Raw genomic sequence first — 19,923 nt, 5'->3', positions numbered from 1 at the left:
AAAGATTGGCGGTACTAGTTATGCATTGGGTGTCACTGTGCTCTATAAGGGTGCGGTGACAAGCCAATTTGAAAGGAGCCATTATGTTTAGTCATGTTATGTTAGGGGCGAATGATATCGCCGAATCTAAAAAATTCTACGATGCCACATTGGGTGTGCTTGGCTATAAGCCAGGTGTTATCGATGAAAAAGGGCGTTGTTTTTATTATGAAAAGTCAGGAATTTTCTGCCTTAGTGTGCCGATTGATGGCGAGCCAGCATCCTGCGGGAACGGCAGTACAATCGGGTTCGGCGCAGAAACAACCGACCTGATTGATGCATGGCATAAAGCAGGCCTCGAGAATGGGGGAACTGCGATTGAAGATCCGCCAGGTGTGCGTTCTTCCCCAGTTAAAAGCCTGTATCTTGCCTACTTGCGCGACCCTGCAGGCAATAAGGTTTGTGCATTACATGTGATGCCGGACGACGCTTAAAAAATTAGGGCAACTATTCAATGCCGGCACTTCGGTGCCTGACAGAGTAGTTGCCTGTCTCTTGATGCAGGTGCGTGCCGCAGAGTGTCCTGATGTCTTGCTACTCCAATACGCTACTTCAATTTACTTAAGTATGAAGCTCCCAATAAAATTTTGTCTTCCCCTGATTCAGAGAGTGTCTTGATTGCGTAATTGATGCTTTGAAGTAGGCGATCGTTTTTATCGCTTTTCCAGCATACCAAACGTTCATCAATAGATGTGAGCGGTTCTTGGGCATTATAGTAAAGCCGGGATGCAATCAGTGGCGCTTCAAGCATGACATCCGGGAAGTAAACGGCCGCGTATTGTACCCGTTTTGCGCGCAGTAGGCGCAGGCTTTGAATTTCGCTCGAAACTTTTAGGAAAGTCAGGTTGGGCATTGTTGTTAGGGCGCCATAATCCAGCCCCGTGCGAATAGAAATTGTTGTTTCCTGCATGTCTTGCAGAGACAGGTTTCTTGACGATGGTTTAAAATTTGCCAGATAGGACCGTGCATAATTAAATGCATCTGTTTGTATCGTGTCGGATGAGATCGTTATCAGGTTCGACGGAAAAATACAGTCGCTTTTTCTAGAGGTGTAGTCCTTTGTAACCCGCATGCTGGGCAGAACTTTGATGGTTAGTTGAAATCCTTCCAGGGCTGCAATTCGCTGAAGGTAGGTATCATAGTACCCGCCGCCATCTTCGTTAAACAAGCCAGGAAAAGACAAGGTGACCAGGCTGAGTTGCTCATTCTTGTCTGTTTCTTTAATAGTCTGTGCATGACTGACCGTTAGGGATGTCACGGCCATTAATATGAAACAAACGATCTTTACAAAATTGCGCATAGCTTTTGAGTATGGCCCCGTTGGTGGTCAGTGTTCCCCAAACGATAAGATATCTCGAAATATTGGTACGGGTATTTTTAGGTAAAAGCGTAAAATAATGATTAATCAGATCAGGGTATAAGCAAAAGTGAAACTAAGTAGACCAGCTGCAAAGATAGTGCTGTGAGAGAATTTTTGCTTATTTTGACTTTTTACATCAGTGTCCTAATTTTATTATAGGTATGTTTTAAATGCATTTTCTCTGATTATCGCTTATGCTGTTTTCAAACATACTAACTTGTTTCGGTTAAACCCTTTTTGCACATTGGGGGATGTATGGCAGCGCGTTTGCCCATATCAAAGTTTACGTTATCAATTTTTTTTGCAGCTATCCTGGCGATTGCTGCAAGTGTTTGGGCACTGCAAACGCGCCTGGAGACAATGGCAAAGAATGATGTTTCCAAAACGCTGAATAGCGTTTTGTCAAACACAGAAGCAAGTTTGCAGGCATGGGAAAGACAGCAGGTAGCGGCCATTCAATTCTGGCCAGAAGACCCGCGTTTTCTGAATGCAGTCGAAAAACTTCTAACGCAGCAACCTTTACAGGATACCTTGCTGGCTGATCCCGGTCAGGAAGAATTAAGAGCACTGTTGCGCGGATTTCTGACGGACGGTGGGTATCAAGGGTATTTTGTTATCGCGCCCGACGGCACCAGTTTAGCATCCTTTCGCGATTTTAATGTCGGCACTCCCAATCTTGTGTTTCAGCAAGACAAGTCCGCTTTCGAGCGGGTTATGAACGGCACAGCGCTTGTAACGCACCCGCTTATCAGCGATTTAAAACTAAGTTATGATGGGCGCCGGGAGTGGAAAGAGCCCACGCTGTTCGCCATGACACCAGTTTACCGAAATAATGGTGATATTATCGCAGTTTTCACCGTCAGGCTAAACCCTGCCGGCAGCTATGCTGCGTTATTTCAAGGCGGACGGATTGGGCTGACGGGAGAAACATATGCGGTTGATTCTTCGGGGCGTATGGTCAGTGAAAGCCGTTTCAAGGATGATTTGGTGCGTGCAGGCTTGTTGGACCGGAATATCTCATCCAGTCTGAATATACTTGTCCAGCAACCCGCTGTGAAGGATGGCGATAATGTGCTCTCTCAGCCTGCGCTGACGCTGATGGCCAGTAATGTTCTGAATGGTAATGATGGCCAAAACCTTGAAGGGTACCGCAACTATAAAGGCACAGATGTTGTTGGGGTTTGGAAATGGAATGACAGGTACGGGGTTGGCTTAGCAACGGAGATGAATAAACAAGAAGCCTTTGCTTCCCTGCAGACGTCTTCCTTTTTCATGAATGTTTTTGCCGCGATCAGCATAATTGTTCTGATTGTCACGTTGATCATCAGCATACGGATGCGGGAGCGTATGTCCCGGGATGCGATGGAGTTGGTCCATCGGCGCGAACTGATGCAGCAAATTCTGGATAGTGCCGGGGAGGGGGTTTACGGTGTAGACGCGCAAGGGCTGACGACCTTTATCAATCCCATGGCTTGTAAGCTTCTCGGGTATGAACCGGAAGATATGATAGGAAAGCCCCTGCACTTGCTTATCCATCACAGCTATCCAGACGGCAATTATTACGCCAAGGATGACTGCTATATTCATCGGTCCTTTAAAGAAGGAAGAAGTTTCACTATACGAGAAGAAGTATTTTGGCATAAAGATGGGTATTCAATCCCTGTCTGGTACACATGCACACCGCTGACACAAGGTGATAAGATTATTGGCTCAGTAATCACCTTTCAGGACATTTCTGAGGAAAGGGAAGTCAGGCGCAGGTTGGAAATCGCCAAAGAAGAGGCAATTGCTTCTAACAAGGCCAAATCCACGTTCCTGGCATCCATGAGCCATGAACTTCGTACCCCGCTGAATGCTATTCTTGGATTTTCGCAAATTCTGCGAAATGAGCCAAAGGAAATGACAGCGGATCAAAGATCTTTTGTGTCAGAAATTTATAAAAGCGGCAGCCATCTTCTCGATTTGATTAATGAAGTGCTGGAACTGAGTAAGATTGATGCCGGTGAACTGTCGCTGTCGATTGAGAATGTGCGTCCCGCAGCTGTTATAGAAGACTGCATTTCCATGGTGTCTTCTCTTGCATCACGAAACGGTATTCAGATCAGGTATCAGGAAAGTGATGATGACCTTCCTATCATCGTCACAGACTATCTGCGGTTTAAGCAGATTCTGATTAACATATTGTCTAATGCTATCAAATATAATCGGGATGATGGCTCGGTGACCATTACCACGAAAATATTAGAAGAAGGATATCTGCGTATTTACGTCAAGGATACCGGGCGCGGTATTCCTCAGAGCCGTATGCACGACCTTTGGGAACCGTTTAACCGTATCGGGGCAGAGGCTAGTAATATTGAAGGTACAGGCATTGGCCTTAGTCTGTGTAAAAGACTAATTGACCTTATCGGTGGTAGAATTGGCGTGGAGAGTGAAATCGGTGTTGGCAGTACTTTCTGGTTTGATCAACCAACACTTCTGGAAAAACCGCATGTTAAACCATCGCAATTGACGAAATGGCAGTTGGATGCAGAAGATCATGCGATCTATGATTTCTCTGCCTTCAAGGGTATGAAAGTCCTGTATGTCGAGGACAATCCGTCAAACCGCGCTTTAATCCAAAGTGTGCTGCACAGGGAAACGGGGGTTGATCTGTTGATGGCGGTAACGGGAGCAGAGGGCATGAAAGTGGCGATTGATCAAAAGCCGGATATGATCCTTTTGGATATTAACCTGCCAGATTTTGATGGATTGGCATTTAAGAAACGACAAATTAGCGATAAAGAGATTTCGCAGATACCTGTTGTTGCGCTTACGGCTAATGTTAGCGCGACAACGCGTGAGAAAACGGAAAAACTGGGTTTTTATGAATTCCTGTCCAAGCCTTTGCATATTGCACAGTTATATAGCTGCATGAAGCGTATCCATATTGATATGAAAACCAAACGACTCTAGGTAACGCATATAGCTTTGTACCTTATTCCCCTGATGCTTGCCTCTTGGGTACGGGTCGCAGGGACACTGATTTGGCGATTTTCGTTTCATGCAGTCGTTAGTATGGTGCACTCTTTTCGCTCATTCTCATGGGGCTAAAAAGGCTTGTTAAGCTATGATACGGCTCTCTCTGACAGGATTCACGCTTGACATGCATTTAATATGTCTATAATTCTAGACATATGGATATTAATACAGCAACACGCTCATTCGGTGCATTATCGCAGGAAACCAGACTGCATGTTTTTCGCATGTTAATTCGTGCGGGACAGAACGGTATGCCTGCGGGGGAAATTGCGAACGCCTTGGGGACGCCACACAACACTATGTCCAGCCATTTGTCGATTCTGGCGTCAGCGGGGCTTGTGACTTCAAGGCGGGAAGGGCGTTCAATCATATACAGTGCGGATTATGGTGGCACACGGGCACTTCTGGGGTTTCTTGTTGAAGATTGCTGCCAGGGAACGCCGGAGGTGTGCGGCCCCCTGCTAGACAATGTACTGGCATCAGATTGCTGCGAAGCAGAATAACAGGAGACGTATGATGAAAAGACTACATGTGAATATTTCTGTTGAGAACCTGGAGGCGTCTATCGCCTTTTATAAAACACTGTTTGCGACAGTGCCAACCGTCGTGAAAGAGGATTATGCGAAATGGATGCTGGATGACCCGCGTGTAAATTTTGCTATTACCTCACGCGGCGCGAAGGCAGGGCTGGATCATCTTGGTATTCAGGTTGAAACGGATGATGAATTGACTGAGGTTTACAGCCGATTAAAGGCAGCAGACAGGCCGATGATTGAAGAGGGGGAGACCACTTGCTGTTACGCCCAGTCTCGTAAAAACTGGATCGTTGACCCTGATGGTTTGTCCTGGGAAACATTTTTGACGGTCGGTGAAAGCCCGGTTTACGGTAGTGATGATCGTTTGACAGTAGAGGGCGAATCTTCGGCTTGCTGCGTTACGCCGGACCCGCAAGGCGGGCAAGGTAAAAGTGCCTGCTGTTAAGGCCCCCACTGATTTTAGCCTGATAATATTTCACTGGATGAGTATGTGTTATGAACCAAAGTGTACCGGATAGTGTTGAAACAAAGTCGGACCAGAAGCCTGCCATGAATGTTTTTGAACGGTATCTGACCATATGGGTTGGTCTATGTATCATCGTCGGTATTGGACTGGGGCACTTATTTCCGGCAATATTTCAGGCACTTGGGTCCGTAGAGGTCGCGCAGGTTAATCTGCCTGTTGCCCTTTTGATCTGGCTGATGATCATTCCAATGCTGGTCAAGATTGATTTTGCGTCTCTTGACAAGGTTCGGCATCACTGGCGCGGTATTGGTATTACCTTGTTTATTAATTGGGCTGTGAAGCCTTTTTCCATGGCATTTCTGGGGTGGCTTTTCATCGGCTATTTGTTTGAACCGTATCTGCCTGCAGATCAAATCACCTCTTATATCGCAGGATTGATCCTGCTGGCGGCAGCACCCTGCACCGCTATGGTGTTTGTCTGGAGTAATCTATCAGACGGTGAACCGCATTTTACCCTTAGTCAGGTTGCACTTAACGATGTGATTATGGTGTTTGCGTTTGCACCGCTTGTCGGGCTTCTGTTGGGATTGTCGGCCATAACGGTTCCGTGGGAAACACTTCTGTTGTCAGTTGGACTTTATATCGTTGTGCCAGTTATTATTGCACAGATGGTCCGTCGGTATGTTCTTGCCAAAGCAGGGGAAGATGGCATATCCGCCCTACTGCAGAAGATACAGCCGGCATCGTTGGTCGCACTGTTGACAACACTGGTGCTCTTGTTCGGATTTCAGGGGGAACAGATTATTGCACAGCCAACAATCATCGCCTTTCTCGCAGTCCCGATCCTGATACAGGTCTATTTTAATTCTGGTCTTGCATATTTGCTGAACCGTGCCGCCGGGGAGGCGCACTGCGTTGCAGCACCCTCTGCACTGATTGGGGCCAGTAATTTTTTCGAACTCGCAGTCGCTGCGGCCATCAGCCTGTTTGGATTCTCTTCTGGGGCAGCACTTGCAACAGTAGTAGGTGTTTTGATAGAAGTACCGGTGATGCTGAGTGTTGTGAAAATCGTAAATTCAACAAAAAACTGGTACGAAAAACGGTAATGTAGCGTGTATGATCTTCGGTATAAGTGTTTTTTTATGCTTATACAACTTCTGAAATATTTTGGGTCGTCTTTAAGGTTTAGTATATACAAATATATCCATCAATTTACCAGGTGGTAATAAATAATCTTTACAAGAAGCCTCAGTTTTTGGGGCTTATTTGTAAGGATTAATTCATTGCCACATTCATCATACCGTATCATTGGACTGGCGTTGGCCGGGGCTATAACTCTAACATCAGGTTCTTTTGCACAGTCTGACGACTCGCTTAAACAGGAAGTGACCACTCTCAAAGGGCGGGTTGCGGAACTGGAAGCACTTGTTAATCGTCTTTTGACCGCAGGTAGCGAAGTTAAAGTCGTAGAAAAACGTGAAGGCTCGCCAAAGGCGGTTGAATTCGCGTCTTCTGATCCTGCGCCGACACTTGTCAGTGCAGATAAAAGCGGTCAGTTCAATATTCGTGGACGTTTGTTCATGGATTGGAGCATGGGCGATGACAAACAAGGTACTTTTGATTACAGCGGTACAAAAATGCGTGCGGCCTGGTTTGGCGTTGACGGCAATGTAACCAAGGATATCAAATATAAATTCGAAGCAGACTTTGGTAGCAATGCTACAAGTGTTAAAGATGCGTATCTGCAATTTAACAGAGGCGACTGGTCTTATACTGTTGGTCAAAGCAAAATACCTAACTCGCTGGAATGGAATACAGCAATCAGCCAAACAACAGTAATGGAACGCGCTTCCTTTAAGGATGCGTTTGGGTTTGGTCGCGGCATGGGTGTCAAAGCTGCTACGAATGGTGATAACTGGAGCTTTACGGCCGGCGCATTTCAGGGAACCAATAAATTCAGTTCCAACACGGATGAATCTCTGACACTTGCTGCCCGTGCAACATGGGGCCAAAAGCTTGATGCTGGTACGTATCTTCTTGGTATTTCTGGTCGTTTCCGGGATATGAATGACAGCGGCTCTCTCTCCTACAAGGCGAAAGCAACGTCTAACCAGTCTGGTACAATGGCCTCCTTCGCGGGACAGGAAAAAGACACCACGGTTGGAGCCGAGTTTGCCTATAGCGGAAATGGTTTCTTCGGTACGGCTGAATATGCCTGGCTGAAGGCAGATGACGCGGTTGCCGTTTCGCGCAGCGCAACGTTTGAGGGTGGCTACGTCGAGCTTGGTTACATCCTGACAGGCGAAGACCGTCCACTTGATTTGAAGAAAGGCATTTGGGGTCGTCCAAAAGTGTCTTCCCCAGTTGATAAAGGCGGGATGGGACTTTGGATGCTGTCTGGTCGGATGGAGCATCTGGACCTGACTGACAATGGTGCCTTCGGTGGTGAACAGGACAGCTATATCCTTAGCTTGAGCTGGTACATGAACCGTTATCTGCGCACGATTCTTCAGTATGGCCATACTTCGCTTGATGATGCGGGTGGCTTTACAAACAAAGCAGATATTGTTGGCGTTCGCTTCAATATCGACTGGTAAGAGTACGTAATGAAATGTCGTGGTGAGGGCGGCTTACCCCTTCAGTCCTTACCACGTTTTGATACTCCAAAAGGTGTAGTATGAATATTATGAATAAGGCCAGTAAAGGCATCTTCTCTCTTGCGCTTGGCGCTTGTTTGACGGTGCCGGCTTTCGGTCAGTCGACAGATCTAGTTGACGAGACTCTTATCAACACTATTCGTGGATATCTGCAGCATCCCGTCGTGCAGATTTCCGTGAAGGCGCAGAACCGTAAATATGGCCAGCTTGGCCAGTCAGAAATTAATGCACTGGACAATCAGTGGATCACAGAGCGTGGTCAGTCTGACCAGCCTTTGATTGCGGCAGCACTGAATAGCCCTGCATCGACCTACCTGACGCAAATTCAGGCAGAATCCCTTGGCTTGTTTACGGAAATTTTTATTACCGATCAGAACGGTCTGAATGTTGGTCAAAGTGCCATTACCTCTGATTTTTGGCAGGGTGATGAAGCAAAATTTCAAAAGTCTTTCGGTGCTGGGCCGGATGCTGTGTTCGTGGACGAGGCAGAAAAACACGATGACACCAATACAGTACGGGTACAGGTCAATCTGACGATCGTCGAAGAAACCAATACACCCATTGGCCATGCGACATTTGAAGTGAATCTGACCGAACTCCTTCGGCGGAAGGGGAGATAACCCATGATGAAATTTTTGAAAAATGCTCCTTTGTTCGTCAAGTTGGGCTTGTCGCTTGGGTTGATTGTCGCTGTTTTGATTATCATGAATGTCATGTCTGCGTTTGAGACAAGCCGTGTTAGTGATGCCAACAAAGAAGTGACAGAGGTCAATGAAATCAAAGACGCTCTGCATGAAGCCAGTGAAGGCCTGACAAGACAGCATAATGCAGTGCTCTATTTGCTCGTAACGGCAGACCGTACAGCCTTGCAGGAATACCAGGAAGGCGGCGACCAATACGACAGGGCGATCAAGACCCTGAAGTCTAAGTTGGAACCCGGTGAAGCCGTTTATCAGGACCTTGTATCGCTGGAAAGCAATATGCAAGCCTGGCGCTCTCAGTACGCTGATGTGCAGCTTCGTCTGGCAAGAAACTATGTGACACTGAACCAGAGTAAAGCGATGGAAGTGTCCGGTGAACCAAGTGATCTGTTTGCTGAAATAAATAAAGATGTGAAGAAGATCAATGATGCCATTGATCTACGTTTCTCAACGGCTGCAAGTGATGTTGATAATGCGCTGACCAGTATGACAGTCATGATGACAGTTGCCCTGATTGCCGGTATCGCGATCTCGGTAATTGCCGGGCTGGTGATGGTTAGATTTGTTGTTCGTCCTATTCGGAAAATGACAGATGCAATGACCAGTATTGCCGATGGTGACCTGACGCGGACTGTACCATCCACGGATGCCGGGGACGAAGTCGGCGACATGGCACGTGCGGTCGAGGTGTTCAAGGAAAATGGAATTGAACGTCAACGTCTTGCTGAAAGAGCGAAAGAGCAGGAAGAGCAGGAGCGTGCACGTCTTGAGGCGGAGCGTCAACGCGAAGCAGAAGAGCGCCGTATCGAAGCGGAACGTCAGGCCGAAGCCATGAAGCGCCGTGAAGAAAAAGAAAAGCTTATTGTAGAGTTGATTACCAACTTTGACGAAAGTTCTAAAGCGGACTTTGCAAAGGTTGCAGACATTGTTGATATGCTTAGCGATGCATCCCAGCAACTGACATCTGCGTCTGCTCTTACGACCCAGGAAGCAGGCAATGTTGTGCGCGCTGCGGACGAGTCAAACGGAAACGTGCAGTCTGTTGCCAGTGCCAGCGAGGAAATGGACAATAGTGTGCAGGAAATTGCACAGCAGATTGACCGGTCTTCCAAGCGGACAAACGAAGCATCTGAAATGGTATCTCGTACCCGTGCTGATATGTCTGCCCTAGAAGATGCAACAACCCAGATTGGCAATATCATGAATTTGATTAGTGATATCGCGGAACAGACGAACCTCTTGGCATTGAACGCCACGATTGAGGCAGCACGTGCTGGTGATGCGGGTCGCGGGTTTGCCGTCGTTGCGGGTGAGGTTAAAAGCCTTGCAAATCAGACTGCGAAGGCAACTGGTGAAATTCGGTCACAGATTGAAGCGGTTCAAAATCAGACAAGCTCTGTATCCAAGGCAATGTCTGAAATTGAAACTGTAACGATTGAGGTTACTGAAATGGCTGCAGCGATTGCATCTGCAGTAGAAGAGCAGCGTGCGGCAACACAGGAAATCTCCCGGAGTATCTCACATGCAGCAGCTAACACACAGGAAGTAAGCGCAAGTATCAGTTCTGTGGCAGAGGCAGCCCGTTCGAACGGAGAAGTCGCAGAGAATGTCTCACATTCTTCGCAGGATCTGAAGGTGTCTTCTGATCAAATCCGATCAACGACGCAGGACTTTATCGAGACGATCAAGTCTGCAGCCTTGCAGGAATAAAGAGTAAGATGGCCCGCACAGGGTTACTTCTGCAAACATGATAGATAAAAGGGCCGTCCCTTCAGGGGGCGGCCCATTTCTTTGGTCAAATGATTGTCTAAGCGGTCTGGGATTTTTTAGCTGGTGCCGACAATACCGCCGTCGCTCGCAATAACCTGCCCGACAATATAGGAACCAGCCCTTGACGACAGGAAGATTGCAAGCCCTGCAATATCTTCCGGGGCACCAACGCGGCCGCTGGGGCTGCTTTTGCCTATAGCGTCCCAGTCTACACCCTCTGTTTCCCCGCCGAACCCGACACCTGTGGACAGCATCCATGTAGGATAGGGGCCTGGGGCAATAGCGTTACAGTTGATTTTCTCTTTCGTCAGGCGGGCAGCCAGGAAACGTGTCAGATGGTGCACGGCTGCTTTTGATGCGCCGTAAGAAAAGACTTCAAACATAGAAGACTTCAGGCCGTCAATGGAGCCGATGTTGATCACGCGTGCCGGATCGTCTGCTGTGCCAGAAGCGCGAAGAAGGGGAAGGAGTTTTTGCGTCAGGAAAAAGATACCTTTGACGTTGGTATCCATAACTTTATCCCAGCCGACTTCCGGGAATTCATCAATTGGCGCGCCCCAGGATGCCCCTGCGTTATTAACCAGAATATCAAGTTTTTCTTCCCGGCTGAGCAGTTCGTCAGCGACTTTCTGTATGCCGGGCAGGGTGGAAAGGTCGGATGGTAGTGCAATACACTCTCCGCCGTATGCTTCTGATAACCGCTTTGCTGTGGCTTCGCATGCATCGGCTTTGCGGGAACTGATGTAAACTTTGGCACCTTTCGCCAGAAAGCCCGCTGCAATCATTTCGCCGATCCCGCGTGAACCGCCGGTTACAAGCGCAGTTTTGCCTTTTATGGAAAATAAATTGTCAAATGTAGGTGCCATGATACGTCCTTCGTTTGGTAGCTTATGTCAGTTTCGTATTTTGTTGATGTGGCGTGCGCCGACAGCCGGTGGTGTCTCTGGCGGGCCAGCAAAGCACTGGGCGATTTGCATCCATTCGGTAGCTATGTCGCCTACTGTTGATAAGGCTGTGTCCTCAATGTTGCGGGTCTGTGTCACAACCTGACAGAAATCGGTCGCAGGTCCGGAAATTTTATCCGACTGTGATGGGTCTCCCCATTCCCATAGTGTGCCTGACGGTGCGGTCAGGCAGACGTATGGGCGCTCAGAAGGGATTTGCTTGCCGTTGACCTTGTACGTCCAGCCAAATGTGTTGATACCCAGATGGGCAATGTTTCGAATATAGTCCTGGTCTTCGCGCTCAACGCCAAGAACATCATACACAGCCTGACCGTGGGCCCATGTTTCCATCAGTCTGGCGGTGATGGAAGACAGGGCGCTCATATCTGGGCCTGCCCACTTTAACCGTTTCTTTGGGTCAAGGGCCGCAAACAGATCTGCTAGTTGCATGAAACTGTCATGCCATGCTTCAAGGAGTGCAGTGCCTGATAGACCGCCGAGTGTTTTATCTTCAAAGGCACGCATGGACATGCCGCCCTGCAGTAACTCACCCATTACCTGCATAAAGGCTGCTTCATCTTCACTGGACAGGTACGCAGCATGGTTCCAAAAATGCAGATGCTGCAGGATGTCATTGATTGTCCAGCCTTTAAAAAGGGTAGGCGTGGAAAGGATTGTTTCTGGCTGGCCTTTCAAAAGGGTATATAGCCTCATGCTTTCTGCGCGGAAATCTTCTGCCTGTGATATCATAAAATATACTCCGGTTCGTCAGGATACTAATACAGGTTTCACCGCATACTCGGGGGTCAAAATCTGCATGACCATATCAAGTGCGGCGACAACTGCAACAAAATAATGTAAGACATTAATCTGGCGTGGTGATTTGCAGGATCAGCTCACCAGCTGCGATTTGTTTACCGGCAACGCCGGTGACAGCTTCGACGGTTCCGTCACTGCTCGCCTTGATCTCATGCTGCATTTTCATAGCCTCGACCACCGCCAGTGTGTCACCTGCTTTGACATGCTGTCCGCTTTCAACGCAGACCTCCAGTAATAGACCGTGCATAGCACTGCAGACCATTCCGTCACCACCTGCCGTGTCTTTGTTTTTGATAACCTGGGTCAGATCAGTCAACATGAACGAAGCGCCATGCATGCTTATGGCAATCTGTCCCGCTGGCAGTATTTGATACAGAAGTATGACATGTCTTTCGGCAATCTTGATCTTTGCCCACGGGGCAGACGTATCTTCAACAGTAAGACATATCTCAGTACCGTTTACATCTGCCTTGTAGGTGTTATCACCTGAAGGTGTCAGGGTAACATCCACTGGGCCTTCCTCGTTTTCATACTGGAAAGGAGTGGCTATCGGCGCAGCATTGGTCCAGTTCAAAAGATCGTCGGGCATTGCTGTGGCTGATGCTTGCGCTTTCTTTCGTGCTGCCTGAAATTGTAGAACGGCTGCTGCGGCATAATGTTCTGACAGCGGTGTGGGTTTGCTAATGGAATTGCCGTATTCCTGCGCGATAAATGCCGTGGTAGCACGACCACTGACGAAAGCCTCTTTCCCAAGGGCATCAATAAGAAAATCCCGGTTGTTTGGGACACCAAAAAGTGCAGTTTCGTTCAGTGCCTTTATAAGGCGCTGGCGCGCAATTTCACGTGTTTCTCCATGGGCCATAACCTTGGCAACCATCGGGTCGTAAAAGGGTGATACATCGTACCCGGTCGCAATCCCTGCGTCGACACGCACGCCAGGGCCAGAGGCTGGGTGCCATAAGCTGATGGTGCCGGTAGCTGGCAGAAAGTCATTTGCGGCCTCTTCTGCATAAAGCCGTACTTCGATCGCATGACCGTGCATTGGGATGTCGGATTGCTCAATATCCAGGGGTAAACCACTGGCGATACGTAGTTGCATGGCAACAAGATCTAAGCCAGTGATCAGTTCCGTAACCGGGTGTTCCACTTGCAGTCGGGTATTCATTTCAAGGAAATAGAAATTGCCGTCATCGTCCAGCAGAAACTCGACAGTACCCGCGCCAACATAATTCACGCTTTTGGCGGCGGCTACGGCTGCGCTGCCCATTTTTTGCCGCAGGTCATCGGTCATAACGGGGCAGGGCGCTTCTTCAATAATTTTCTGGTGGCGGCGCTGTACCGAACAATCGCGTTCAAAAAGATGTATGATGTTCCCCTGGGTGTCGCCGAAAACCTGTATTTCAACATGCCGGGGGTTGATGATGGCTTTTTCAAGGATCAGAGTACCACTGCCAAAGGCATTTTCAGCCTCTGACCTGGCCTGAGACAGGGCGCCCGGCAGGTCATCGGCATTCTCTACGAGACGCATACCTCGGCCACCGCCGCCAGCAGCAGCCTTCACCATGAGTGGGTAACCAATCTTTTTAGCAGCAGCGAGTAAGGTTGTGTCGCTTTGGTCTTCCTCTTCATACCCGGGGACGCAGGGAACACCAGACTTGATCATATGGCGTTTTGCCCGTGCTTTGTCCCCCATCAGGTCAATACTGTCGGCTGAGGGGCCAACGAATATCAAGCCAGCATCTTCGCATGCTTTTGCAAAGTCTGCATTCTCGGACAGGAAACCGTAGCCGGGGTGTACGGCTTCCGCGCCTGTCGCCTTCGCCGCCGCAATGATTTTATCAGGACATAGATAGCTTTCCCCGACTGGTGCGTCGCCGATTTGCACAGCATCATCTGCCAGTTTTACATGGGGTGCATTTGTGTCTGCTGAGGAATATACTGCAACTGTGCGAAAGCCGTTATCTTTTGCAGATTTGATTATACGCACCGCGATTTCGCCCCGGTTCGCAACCAATAGGCTGGAAAATGCTCTCGGTGTTTTGGTCATGCTTTTTCTCCGCCTGTTGCCCAGTTTGGGTTTCGTTTCTCAATAAAGGCCGATAAGCCTTCCTGTGCCTCGTCCGACAGCATGCAGTCTGCGAATTTTTCGGCTGCAAAACTGATCATTGATGTTGCCTTCAGGTGGGGTGCTGCAAGAACAATTTTCTTTGTAACTGCGGTGGCGCCGGGTGCGCAGGCCAGAACCTGTTGACGAATTGTCGTTTCATAGGCGTCAAGCCCGGCGGCGTTATCGGCGACATGATCTGCCAGCCCTAGGGTCAGGGCGTCTGATCCGCGGAACTGTGCACCTGTTAACATCAAACGTCTGGCCGTAGGCTGGCCGAACCGCTGCACAATATAGGGGGCGATTTGTGCTGGGGTGATGCCAAGCTTGGTTTCGGTTAAGGCAAAACGGGCGTCATGGGTAACGGCAATGACATCAGCACAGCACACAAGGCCCAGCCCGCCTGCCATCGCTGCACCTTCAACAAGAACGATAACTACCTGCGGCAATGTGTTTAAGCTTTTAAAAAGCTCTCCCCCCTGTTGGCTGAGGGCGACGGCGGCCATGCGGCGCTCGGTTGCGCTGGCATCTTGGTTGGCGGTGGATTTCATCCCTTTCAGATCGCCCCCTGCGCAGAATAGGCCGTTTCGTCCGCGCAGTGTGATACCGCGAATGCTTCGATCATTACGGACCGCATCAAAAACAGTAACTAGCTCTGCAGACATTTCTGCGGACAGGGCATTCCTGTTTTCTGGTGAATTCAGCCAAATTGTGAGCCAGCCACCGGCAAGGTCCAGATCGAGCTTTTTAGTTTTGGGTAGGTTTGTCACTTTGTATCCCTCCTTACATCCGGGCAATGCCGAAGCTGTTTTCACGCACGTCGCGTGACCAGCCTTCGCGGACTGTTGCAAGAAGAAGCCCAAGGGTGCGCCGCGTGTCGCGGGGGTCAATCATACCGTCATCCAGCATATGACCTGATGTGTAGAAGGCCCCCGCCTGACTGTCGAAGACATGCTTCAGATATGCTTCCTGATTTTTCAGAGCTTCTTCATCAACGGGAACACCGCGCGCTGCAGCCTGTCCCTTGGCAACAATTGACATAACAGTAGCCGCCTGATCGCCGCCCATCACACCGGTCATGGCATTGGGCCAGCTATAGACGAAGTCAGGGTCGTAGCCCCGGCCACACATGCCGTAATTACCGGCACCAAAACTTGCGCCAATCATGAAAGTAATGCGTGGTACACTGATGTTCGTCACGGCCTGTATCATCTTGGAGCCGTGTTTGATCATACCCGCTTGTTCATACTGTTTGCCGACCAGATATCCTGTGGTGTTTTGCAGAAACACAACCGGGGTGCCTGCCTGATCCATCAGTTGAAGGAACTGTGCCGTTTTGGTGGCACCGTCCGGGTCAATAGGGCCATTATTGGCAACAATGGCACACTTCTGGCCATATACAGATGCCTGCACGCAAACGGTGGATACGCCGTATCCGGGCTTGAAGTCAGTAAAGTCCGAACCGTCAACAATGCGCGCGATTACTTCCCGTGCTTCGTAGGGTTTACGGTAGTCAATTGGAACGACACCCGCAATTTCATCCGGGTCATAGAGCGGTTCTTCGTACGACTGTGAAGGAAGGGACGGTGCGCTTTCATTCCAGCCTAAACGGTCCACGACTTCCCGTGCGACAATCATGGCTTCTGCGTCATCATCAACAAGATATTCCGCAAGGCCGCTGATGGTCGCATGCATTTCAGCACCGCCCAATTCTTCATCCGTTGCGATTTCACCTGTCGCTGCCTTCAGGAGAGGCGGGCCAGCCAGAAAAGCTTTTCCGCGCCCTTTGACCGCGATCACATAGTCTGACAGGCCCGGCATATAAGCACCGCCTGCGGTGGATGATCCGTGCAGAACGCTAATAACCGGAATACCGGCTTTGCTGAGGCGAGCCAGATTGGCGAACAAGCTGCCACCAATCAAAAATCCTTCGACAGTATAATTCAGAAGATCACCGCCTGCGCTTTCCACCAGATGAATGAAAGGCATTTTTTGTTTAAGAGCGATTTCTTCAGCACGGCGCAAGCGGTAGCCACCAGCCTCCGTCATGGCACCTGCTTGAATGCCACTATCATCAACAACAATGACGCAGCGCACGCCGCTGATGAAACCAATACCGGAAAAGATTGTTGATCCAGCAATGGATTTTTCTTCTTTCTTGGTGTCGACCATGTACCCGGCAATATTGCCGATCTGCAGAAAAGGCATGCCCGGGTCCAGAAGGCGTGCAAGCCGGGCCCGCGGCGTTAACTGCCCCCGTTTGTCGAAGGTTGGTTTTCTGCTTTCTGACTTTTCAGGCGCACGCTTGTTAAGCTCGTTCAGCTTATCAATCAGCGCCAGCATATCCTGACGGTTTTCCTGAAAGCTGGGAGAGTCCGTGCGGATGGTTGACGAAAATACAGCCATTAGAGTGTCTCCAGAAGATCATGTGGAACAGGGATAGGGGTCGCCAGCAGGATTTGTGCATAGCCTTTGCCTTGGGGGTCGTTACGCAGGCTGGCAACGCCGCCGCCACCAAGAACATTATCCATTAGAAAGTTCATGGAGTTGCTGCCGGGCAACAGGAACTTCTCAACACTTTCAGGCGCTGAGTTTTCAAGGAAATGAGCAAAAACACTTGCAACCTTTTCTTTGGTCAGTGCTTGCCAGATATAGGGCAGATACTCAGGTCTACGCGCAATTATGCCGACATTCGCCTTGTTGCCTTTGTCGCCGGAACGTCCCCATGCAAGCTTAATCAGGGGAACTGTGACCATATTTTCGGTTTCCGCTGTGCTTGGGGGGGCAGGGCGACAGAGTTGATTTGGCGAAAAGCTGCTGCCTGGGACGTCTGCATGTGGTTTGGTGCCGGCGGCAGCTTTGATCTCTATGTGGACTGTATTTTTGGGGATCAGGAAGGAATAGAGTTTCATGACGGGCATTGGCTTGGGCCTGCTGCCGACAAAACCACAAAGACCGGGGGGTGTCGCCAGTCCCAGTCCGGACAGTTCTTTAATCAGGACGGATATACCCATGGGGTCAGGGTGCTTGGCAGCAACCTTCAGCACTACTTCTTTTGCTGCGGAGTTTGCAGGCGTGCTACCAAACTGACTATCTGCGCCAAGTATCTCTACGCTGGTTTCGGTATAATCTGCAGCATTCAGTCGGCGCAGCAAGGCGCGTGCGCGCTTAAAGGTGGCGGTTGCAAATGCTTCTGCTTTTTTAGCAGCATCAATGCCGTAAAAGGTCATCATTGTGCCGCCGCGGTACCCGTCAAGGGCTGTTAGGCAGACTTTATAGGTATCCGTTGGTGCGGTCCCCTTGGCGCCCTTTACTTCTACTTGGTCTGCCGCGAGTTGGCACACAGATACGCCAGAGAAATCACAAATCACATCCGGCAGGATATAAGCTTGTGGGTCACCAATTTCGTATAGCATCTGCTCTGAAACCGTGCCGACGGTGACGGTCCCGCCGGTATCTGCAGGTTTTGTAGTAATAAAGGAGCCGTCTGGAGCAATTTCAGCGATAGGGTAGCCAATGGTGTCCATGCTATCTGCCACGTCTTCCCAGTCAGTATAGTTGCCGCCAGTTGCCTGCGGCCCGCATTCAAGGATGTGTCCGGCAAGGCTGCCCCCTGCGAGTGCATCATAATCTTCGGCGGACCAGCCAAATTCATGGATGCAGGCACCAAGGGTAACGGCGCTATCCACGCAGCGTCCCGTGATAACAATATCGGCACCGCCTGCGAGTGCTTTGGCAATTGGGAAGGCACCAAGATATGCATTCATGCTGGCGATGGTTTCAGGTGCTGGCAGATCATCGTTTGTGAACATTTCAGTATAGCCCAGTGCCAGAATGTCAGACGCTTGCGGTGTTAAATCATCGCCGGTGACAACCGCTACTTTAAGATCAAGGTCGAGAGCAGTGCATAACGTACGTATAGCCGCGGCACAGGCTTCCGGATTCATGCCGCCAGCATTGGAAATTATTTTGACATTTTGACGAGCGATTTCCCGTAGATTGTGTTTCAGCACCAGATCAACAAAATCCTTGGCATAGCCTTCGTCAGGATTTTTGGCCTTAGCGCGGGCGATTATCGACATGGTGATTTCTGCCAGATAATCATAAACGATATAGTCCAGCGTGCCATCCTTCAGAAGTTGGGGGGTGGAAAGAGAAGAGTCTCCCCAGTAGCCGCTGGCACCACCAATGCGTATGCGTTTGGTGTCTGATTTCTGTCCCATAATATATGTTCCCTTCCCGTCAAAACTGCGCGGTTTCCGGATATGCGCAGCATAAAGCTCTCGACATCAGCTTGAATTTTGTCATAATGAGTAAAACTCATAATAAGTGAGTAATATTTTAAATCAAGGGGAAAGCATATGAGAAATCCGTTTGAAACCGAGGAGCGCAAAGCCTTCCGGGAGACAGTGCGCAGATTTGTGGAAACGGAGATCACGCCGTATGCAGACGACTGGGACGAAGCAGGGGAAGTGCCCTGGGAATTACATGCCAAATTAGGGGCGCTGGGTGCATTTGGTTTTGGTGTTGATGAAAAATATGGTGGTCTTGGTTTTGATGACTGCTTCATGCGGGCGGCTTTCAGCGAGGAATTCTATAAGTGCGGCGCTACCGGCATCCCTGCGGCTACCGGTGGTCGTAGCATTTCCATTGGCCCAATTGAAAAATTTGCCCCGGATGAGATCAAGGATAGAGTGCTCGAAGATATTGTGACCGGGCGCAAGGGATCCAGTTTGGGGATCACAGAACCTGGCGGCGGGTCAGACGTTGCCAATATGAAAACGGTTGCCCGTAAAGATGGGGACGACTGGGTCATTAACGGTTCCAAGACTTTCATTACTGGTGGGATGAAATCAGAGTATTTTGTTGTCGGCGCACGCACAGGAGGCGAGGGGCTTACTGGTATTTCCCTCTTCTTTGTTGAAGCTGATATGCCGGGTTTTTCCCGTACCCTGATTGACAGAAAAATGGGGTGGTGGGCATCAGACACAGCGACCCTGTATTTCGATGATGTACGCGTGCCTGCGCGCAACATGCTCGGTCAGGAAAATTTCGGTTTCATCGCTATTATGAATAACTTTAATTATGAACGCCTTGGCATGGTTGCGGGCAGTGTCGGTATGATGAAGGCGTGTCTGGAGGACTCTATCGCATGGGCGCAGGAACGGCATACTTTTGGAAAACCTTTGATCAAGCATCAGGTAATCAGGCACAAGATTGCGGATATGTCGGCAAAGATTGATGCTACGGAAGCCTATTTAAATCAGATATGCTGGTTGGCGAATGAGGGGGAAATGCCTGTCGCAGAAGTGTCCAAGGCAAAGTTCTTTGCGACAAAAGCACTTGAGTTCTGCGCCAGCGAGGCTATGCAGATCCTCGGCGGCGCTGGGTATCTGCGCGGCAATAGAGTCGAACGGATATACAGAGAAGTAAAGGTTATGGCCATCGGCGGCGGATCAGAAGAGATTATGCGCGATCTGGCTGTCCGGCAAATGGGATTATAAAG

Annotated in this window: 16 protein-coding genes; 9 read left to right on the top strand and 7 right to left on the bottom strand. The window is 49.5% G+C overall.

All coding sequences use genetic code 11. The features are described from left to right. Positions 1 to 83: 83 nt before the first annotated feature. Complete coding sequence (locus tag IE181_RS14260) at positions 84 to 473, top strand: VOC family protein (RefSeq protein WP_191254061.1); 390 nt, start codon at positions 84 to 86, stop codon at positions 471 to 473. A 113-nt stretch (positions 474 to 586) separates the two neighbouring features. Here the strand turns inward: IE181_RS14260 and IE181_RS14255 are convergent, their stop codons facing one another. Then, positions 587 to 1,339, bottom strand: coding sequence for a transporter substrate-binding domain-containing protein (locus IE181_RS14255; RefSeq protein WP_191254059.1), 753 nt, complete (start codon positions 1,337 to 1,339; stop codon positions 587 to 589). 315 nt (positions 1,340 to 1,654) lie between these two features. Here IE181_RS14255 and IE181_RS14250 point away from each other — a divergent pair, with 315 nt between their 5' ends. The 7 genes from IE181_RS14250 (at position 1,655) to IE181_RS14220 (ending at position 10,490) form a co-directional block, all read left to right on the top strand. Beyond that, on the top strand, positions 1,655 to 4,354 hold the full coding sequence (locus IE181_RS14250) for an ATP-binding protein (RefSeq protein ID WP_191254057.1): 2,700 nt from the start codon (positions 1,655 to 1,657) through the stop codon (positions 4,352 to 4,354). A gap of 221 nt (positions 4,355 to 4,575) precedes the next feature. Further along, the gene (locus tag IE181_RS14245) at positions 4,576 to 4,923 is read left to right on the top strand and encodes an ArsR/SmtB family transcription factor (protein WP_191254055.1); all 348 of its coding nucleotides are present in this window, start codon (positions 4,576 to 4,578) and stop codon (positions 4,921 to 4,923) included. Between the two features lie 13 nt (positions 4,924 to 4,936). After that, positions 4,937 to 5,401 (top strand): ArsI/CadI family heavy metal resistance metalloenzyme, encoded by a 465-nt coding sequence (locus IE181_RS14240; RefSeq protein WP_191254052.1) that lies wholly within the window; start codon positions 4,937 to 4,939, stop codon positions 5,399 to 5,401. 104 nt (positions 5,402 to 5,505) lie between these two features. Further along, positions 5,506 to 6,528: an ACR3 family arsenite efflux transporter gene (gene arsB / locus IE181_RS14235; protein WP_191254299.1), complete on the top strand. Its 1,023-nt coding sequence runs from the start codon at positions 5,506 to 5,508 to the stop codon at positions 6,526 to 6,528. Between the two features lie 177 nt (positions 6,529 to 6,705). Continuing rightward, positions 6,706 to 8,019 carry an OprO/OprP family phosphate-selective porin gene (locus IE181_RS14230; protein ID WP_191254050.1) on the top strand — a complete coding sequence of 438 codons (1,314 nt, stop codon included), beginning with the start codon at positions 6,706 to 6,708 and terminating at the stop codon, positions 8,017 to 8,019. Positions 8,020 to 8,099: 80 nt separating this feature from the next. Then, entirely contained in the window at positions 8,100 to 8,699 is a 600-nt protein-coding gene (locus IE181_RS14225; RefSeq protein ID WP_191254048.1) for a hypothetical protein, read from the top strand. Between the two features lie 3 nt (positions 8,700 to 8,702). After that, complete coding sequence (locus tag IE181_RS14220; RefSeq protein WP_191254045.1) at positions 8,703 to 10,490, top strand: methyl-accepting chemotaxis protein; 1,788 nt, start codon at positions 8,703 to 8,705, stop codon at positions 10,488 to 10,490. A 116-nt stretch (positions 10,491 to 10,606) separates the two neighbouring features. On the opposite strand, the gene IE181_RS14215 is transcribed toward IE181_RS14220, so the two are convergent. The 6 genes from IE181_RS14215 to IE181_RS14190 form a co-directional block, all read right to left on the bottom strand. Continuing rightward, on the bottom strand, positions 10,607 to 11,416 hold the full coding sequence (locus IE181_RS14215) for an SDR family oxidoreductase (RefSeq protein ID WP_191254043.1): 810 nt from the start codon (positions 11,414 to 11,416) through the stop codon (positions 10,607 to 10,609). A 27-nt stretch (positions 11,417 to 11,443) separates the two neighbouring features. After that, the gene (locus IE181_RS14210) at positions 11,444 to 12,244 is read right to left on the bottom strand and encodes a TIGR03084 family metal-binding protein (protein WP_229819463.1); all 801 of its coding nucleotides are present in this window, start codon (positions 12,242 to 12,244) and stop codon (positions 11,444 to 11,446) included. Positions 12,245 to 12,359: 115 nt separating this feature from the next. Beyond that, entirely contained in the window at positions 12,360 to 14,360 is a 2,001-nt protein-coding gene (locus IE181_RS14205) for an acetyl-CoA carboxylase biotin carboxylase subunit (RefSeq protein ID WP_191254041.1), read from the bottom strand. Continuing rightward, positions 14,357 to 15,187, bottom strand: coding sequence for an enoyl-CoA hydratase/isomerase family protein (locus tag IE181_RS14200; protein WP_191254039.1), 831 nt, complete (start codon positions 15,185 to 15,187; stop codon positions 14,357 to 14,359). The genes IE181_RS14205 and IE181_RS14200 overlap by 4 nt, the downstream gene beginning before the upstream one ends. Positions 15,188 to 15,200: 13 nt before the next feature. Continuing rightward, complete coding sequence (locus IE181_RS14195) at positions 15,201 to 16,823, bottom strand: acyl-CoA carboxylase subunit beta (protein WP_191254037.1); 1,623 nt, start codon at positions 16,821 to 16,823, stop codon at positions 15,201 to 15,203. Beyond that, a complete protein-coding gene (locus IE181_RS14190; protein WP_191254035.1) occupies positions 16,823 to 18,640 on the bottom strand; it encodes an acyclic terpene utilization AtuA family protein in 1,818 nt (605 codons plus the stop codon). Before IE181_RS14190 ends, IE181_RS14195 begins: the two co-directional genes overlap by 1 nt. A 138-nt stretch (positions 18,641 to 18,778) precedes the next feature. Here IE181_RS14190 and IE181_RS14185 point away from each other — a divergent pair, with 138 nt between their 5' ends. After that, positions 18,779 to 19,921 carry an acyl-CoA dehydrogenase family protein gene (locus tag IE181_RS14185; RefSeq protein ID WP_191254033.1) on the top strand — a complete coding sequence of 381 codons (1,143 nt, stop codon included), beginning with the start codon at positions 18,779 to 18,781 and terminating at the stop codon, positions 19,919 to 19,921. Positions 19,922 to 19,923 lie beyond the last annotated feature (2 nt).

Origin of the sequence: Kordiimonas sediminis (assembly GCF_014656395.1) — a bacterium.
Taxonomy (GTDB): domain Bacteria; phylum Pseudomonadota; class Alphaproteobacteria; order Sphingomonadales; family Kordiimonadaceae; genus Kordiimonas_A; species Kordiimonas_A sediminis.
Note: the sequence above shows the minus strand (reverse complement) of the source record. Positions and strands in the feature narration are given on the sequence as shown.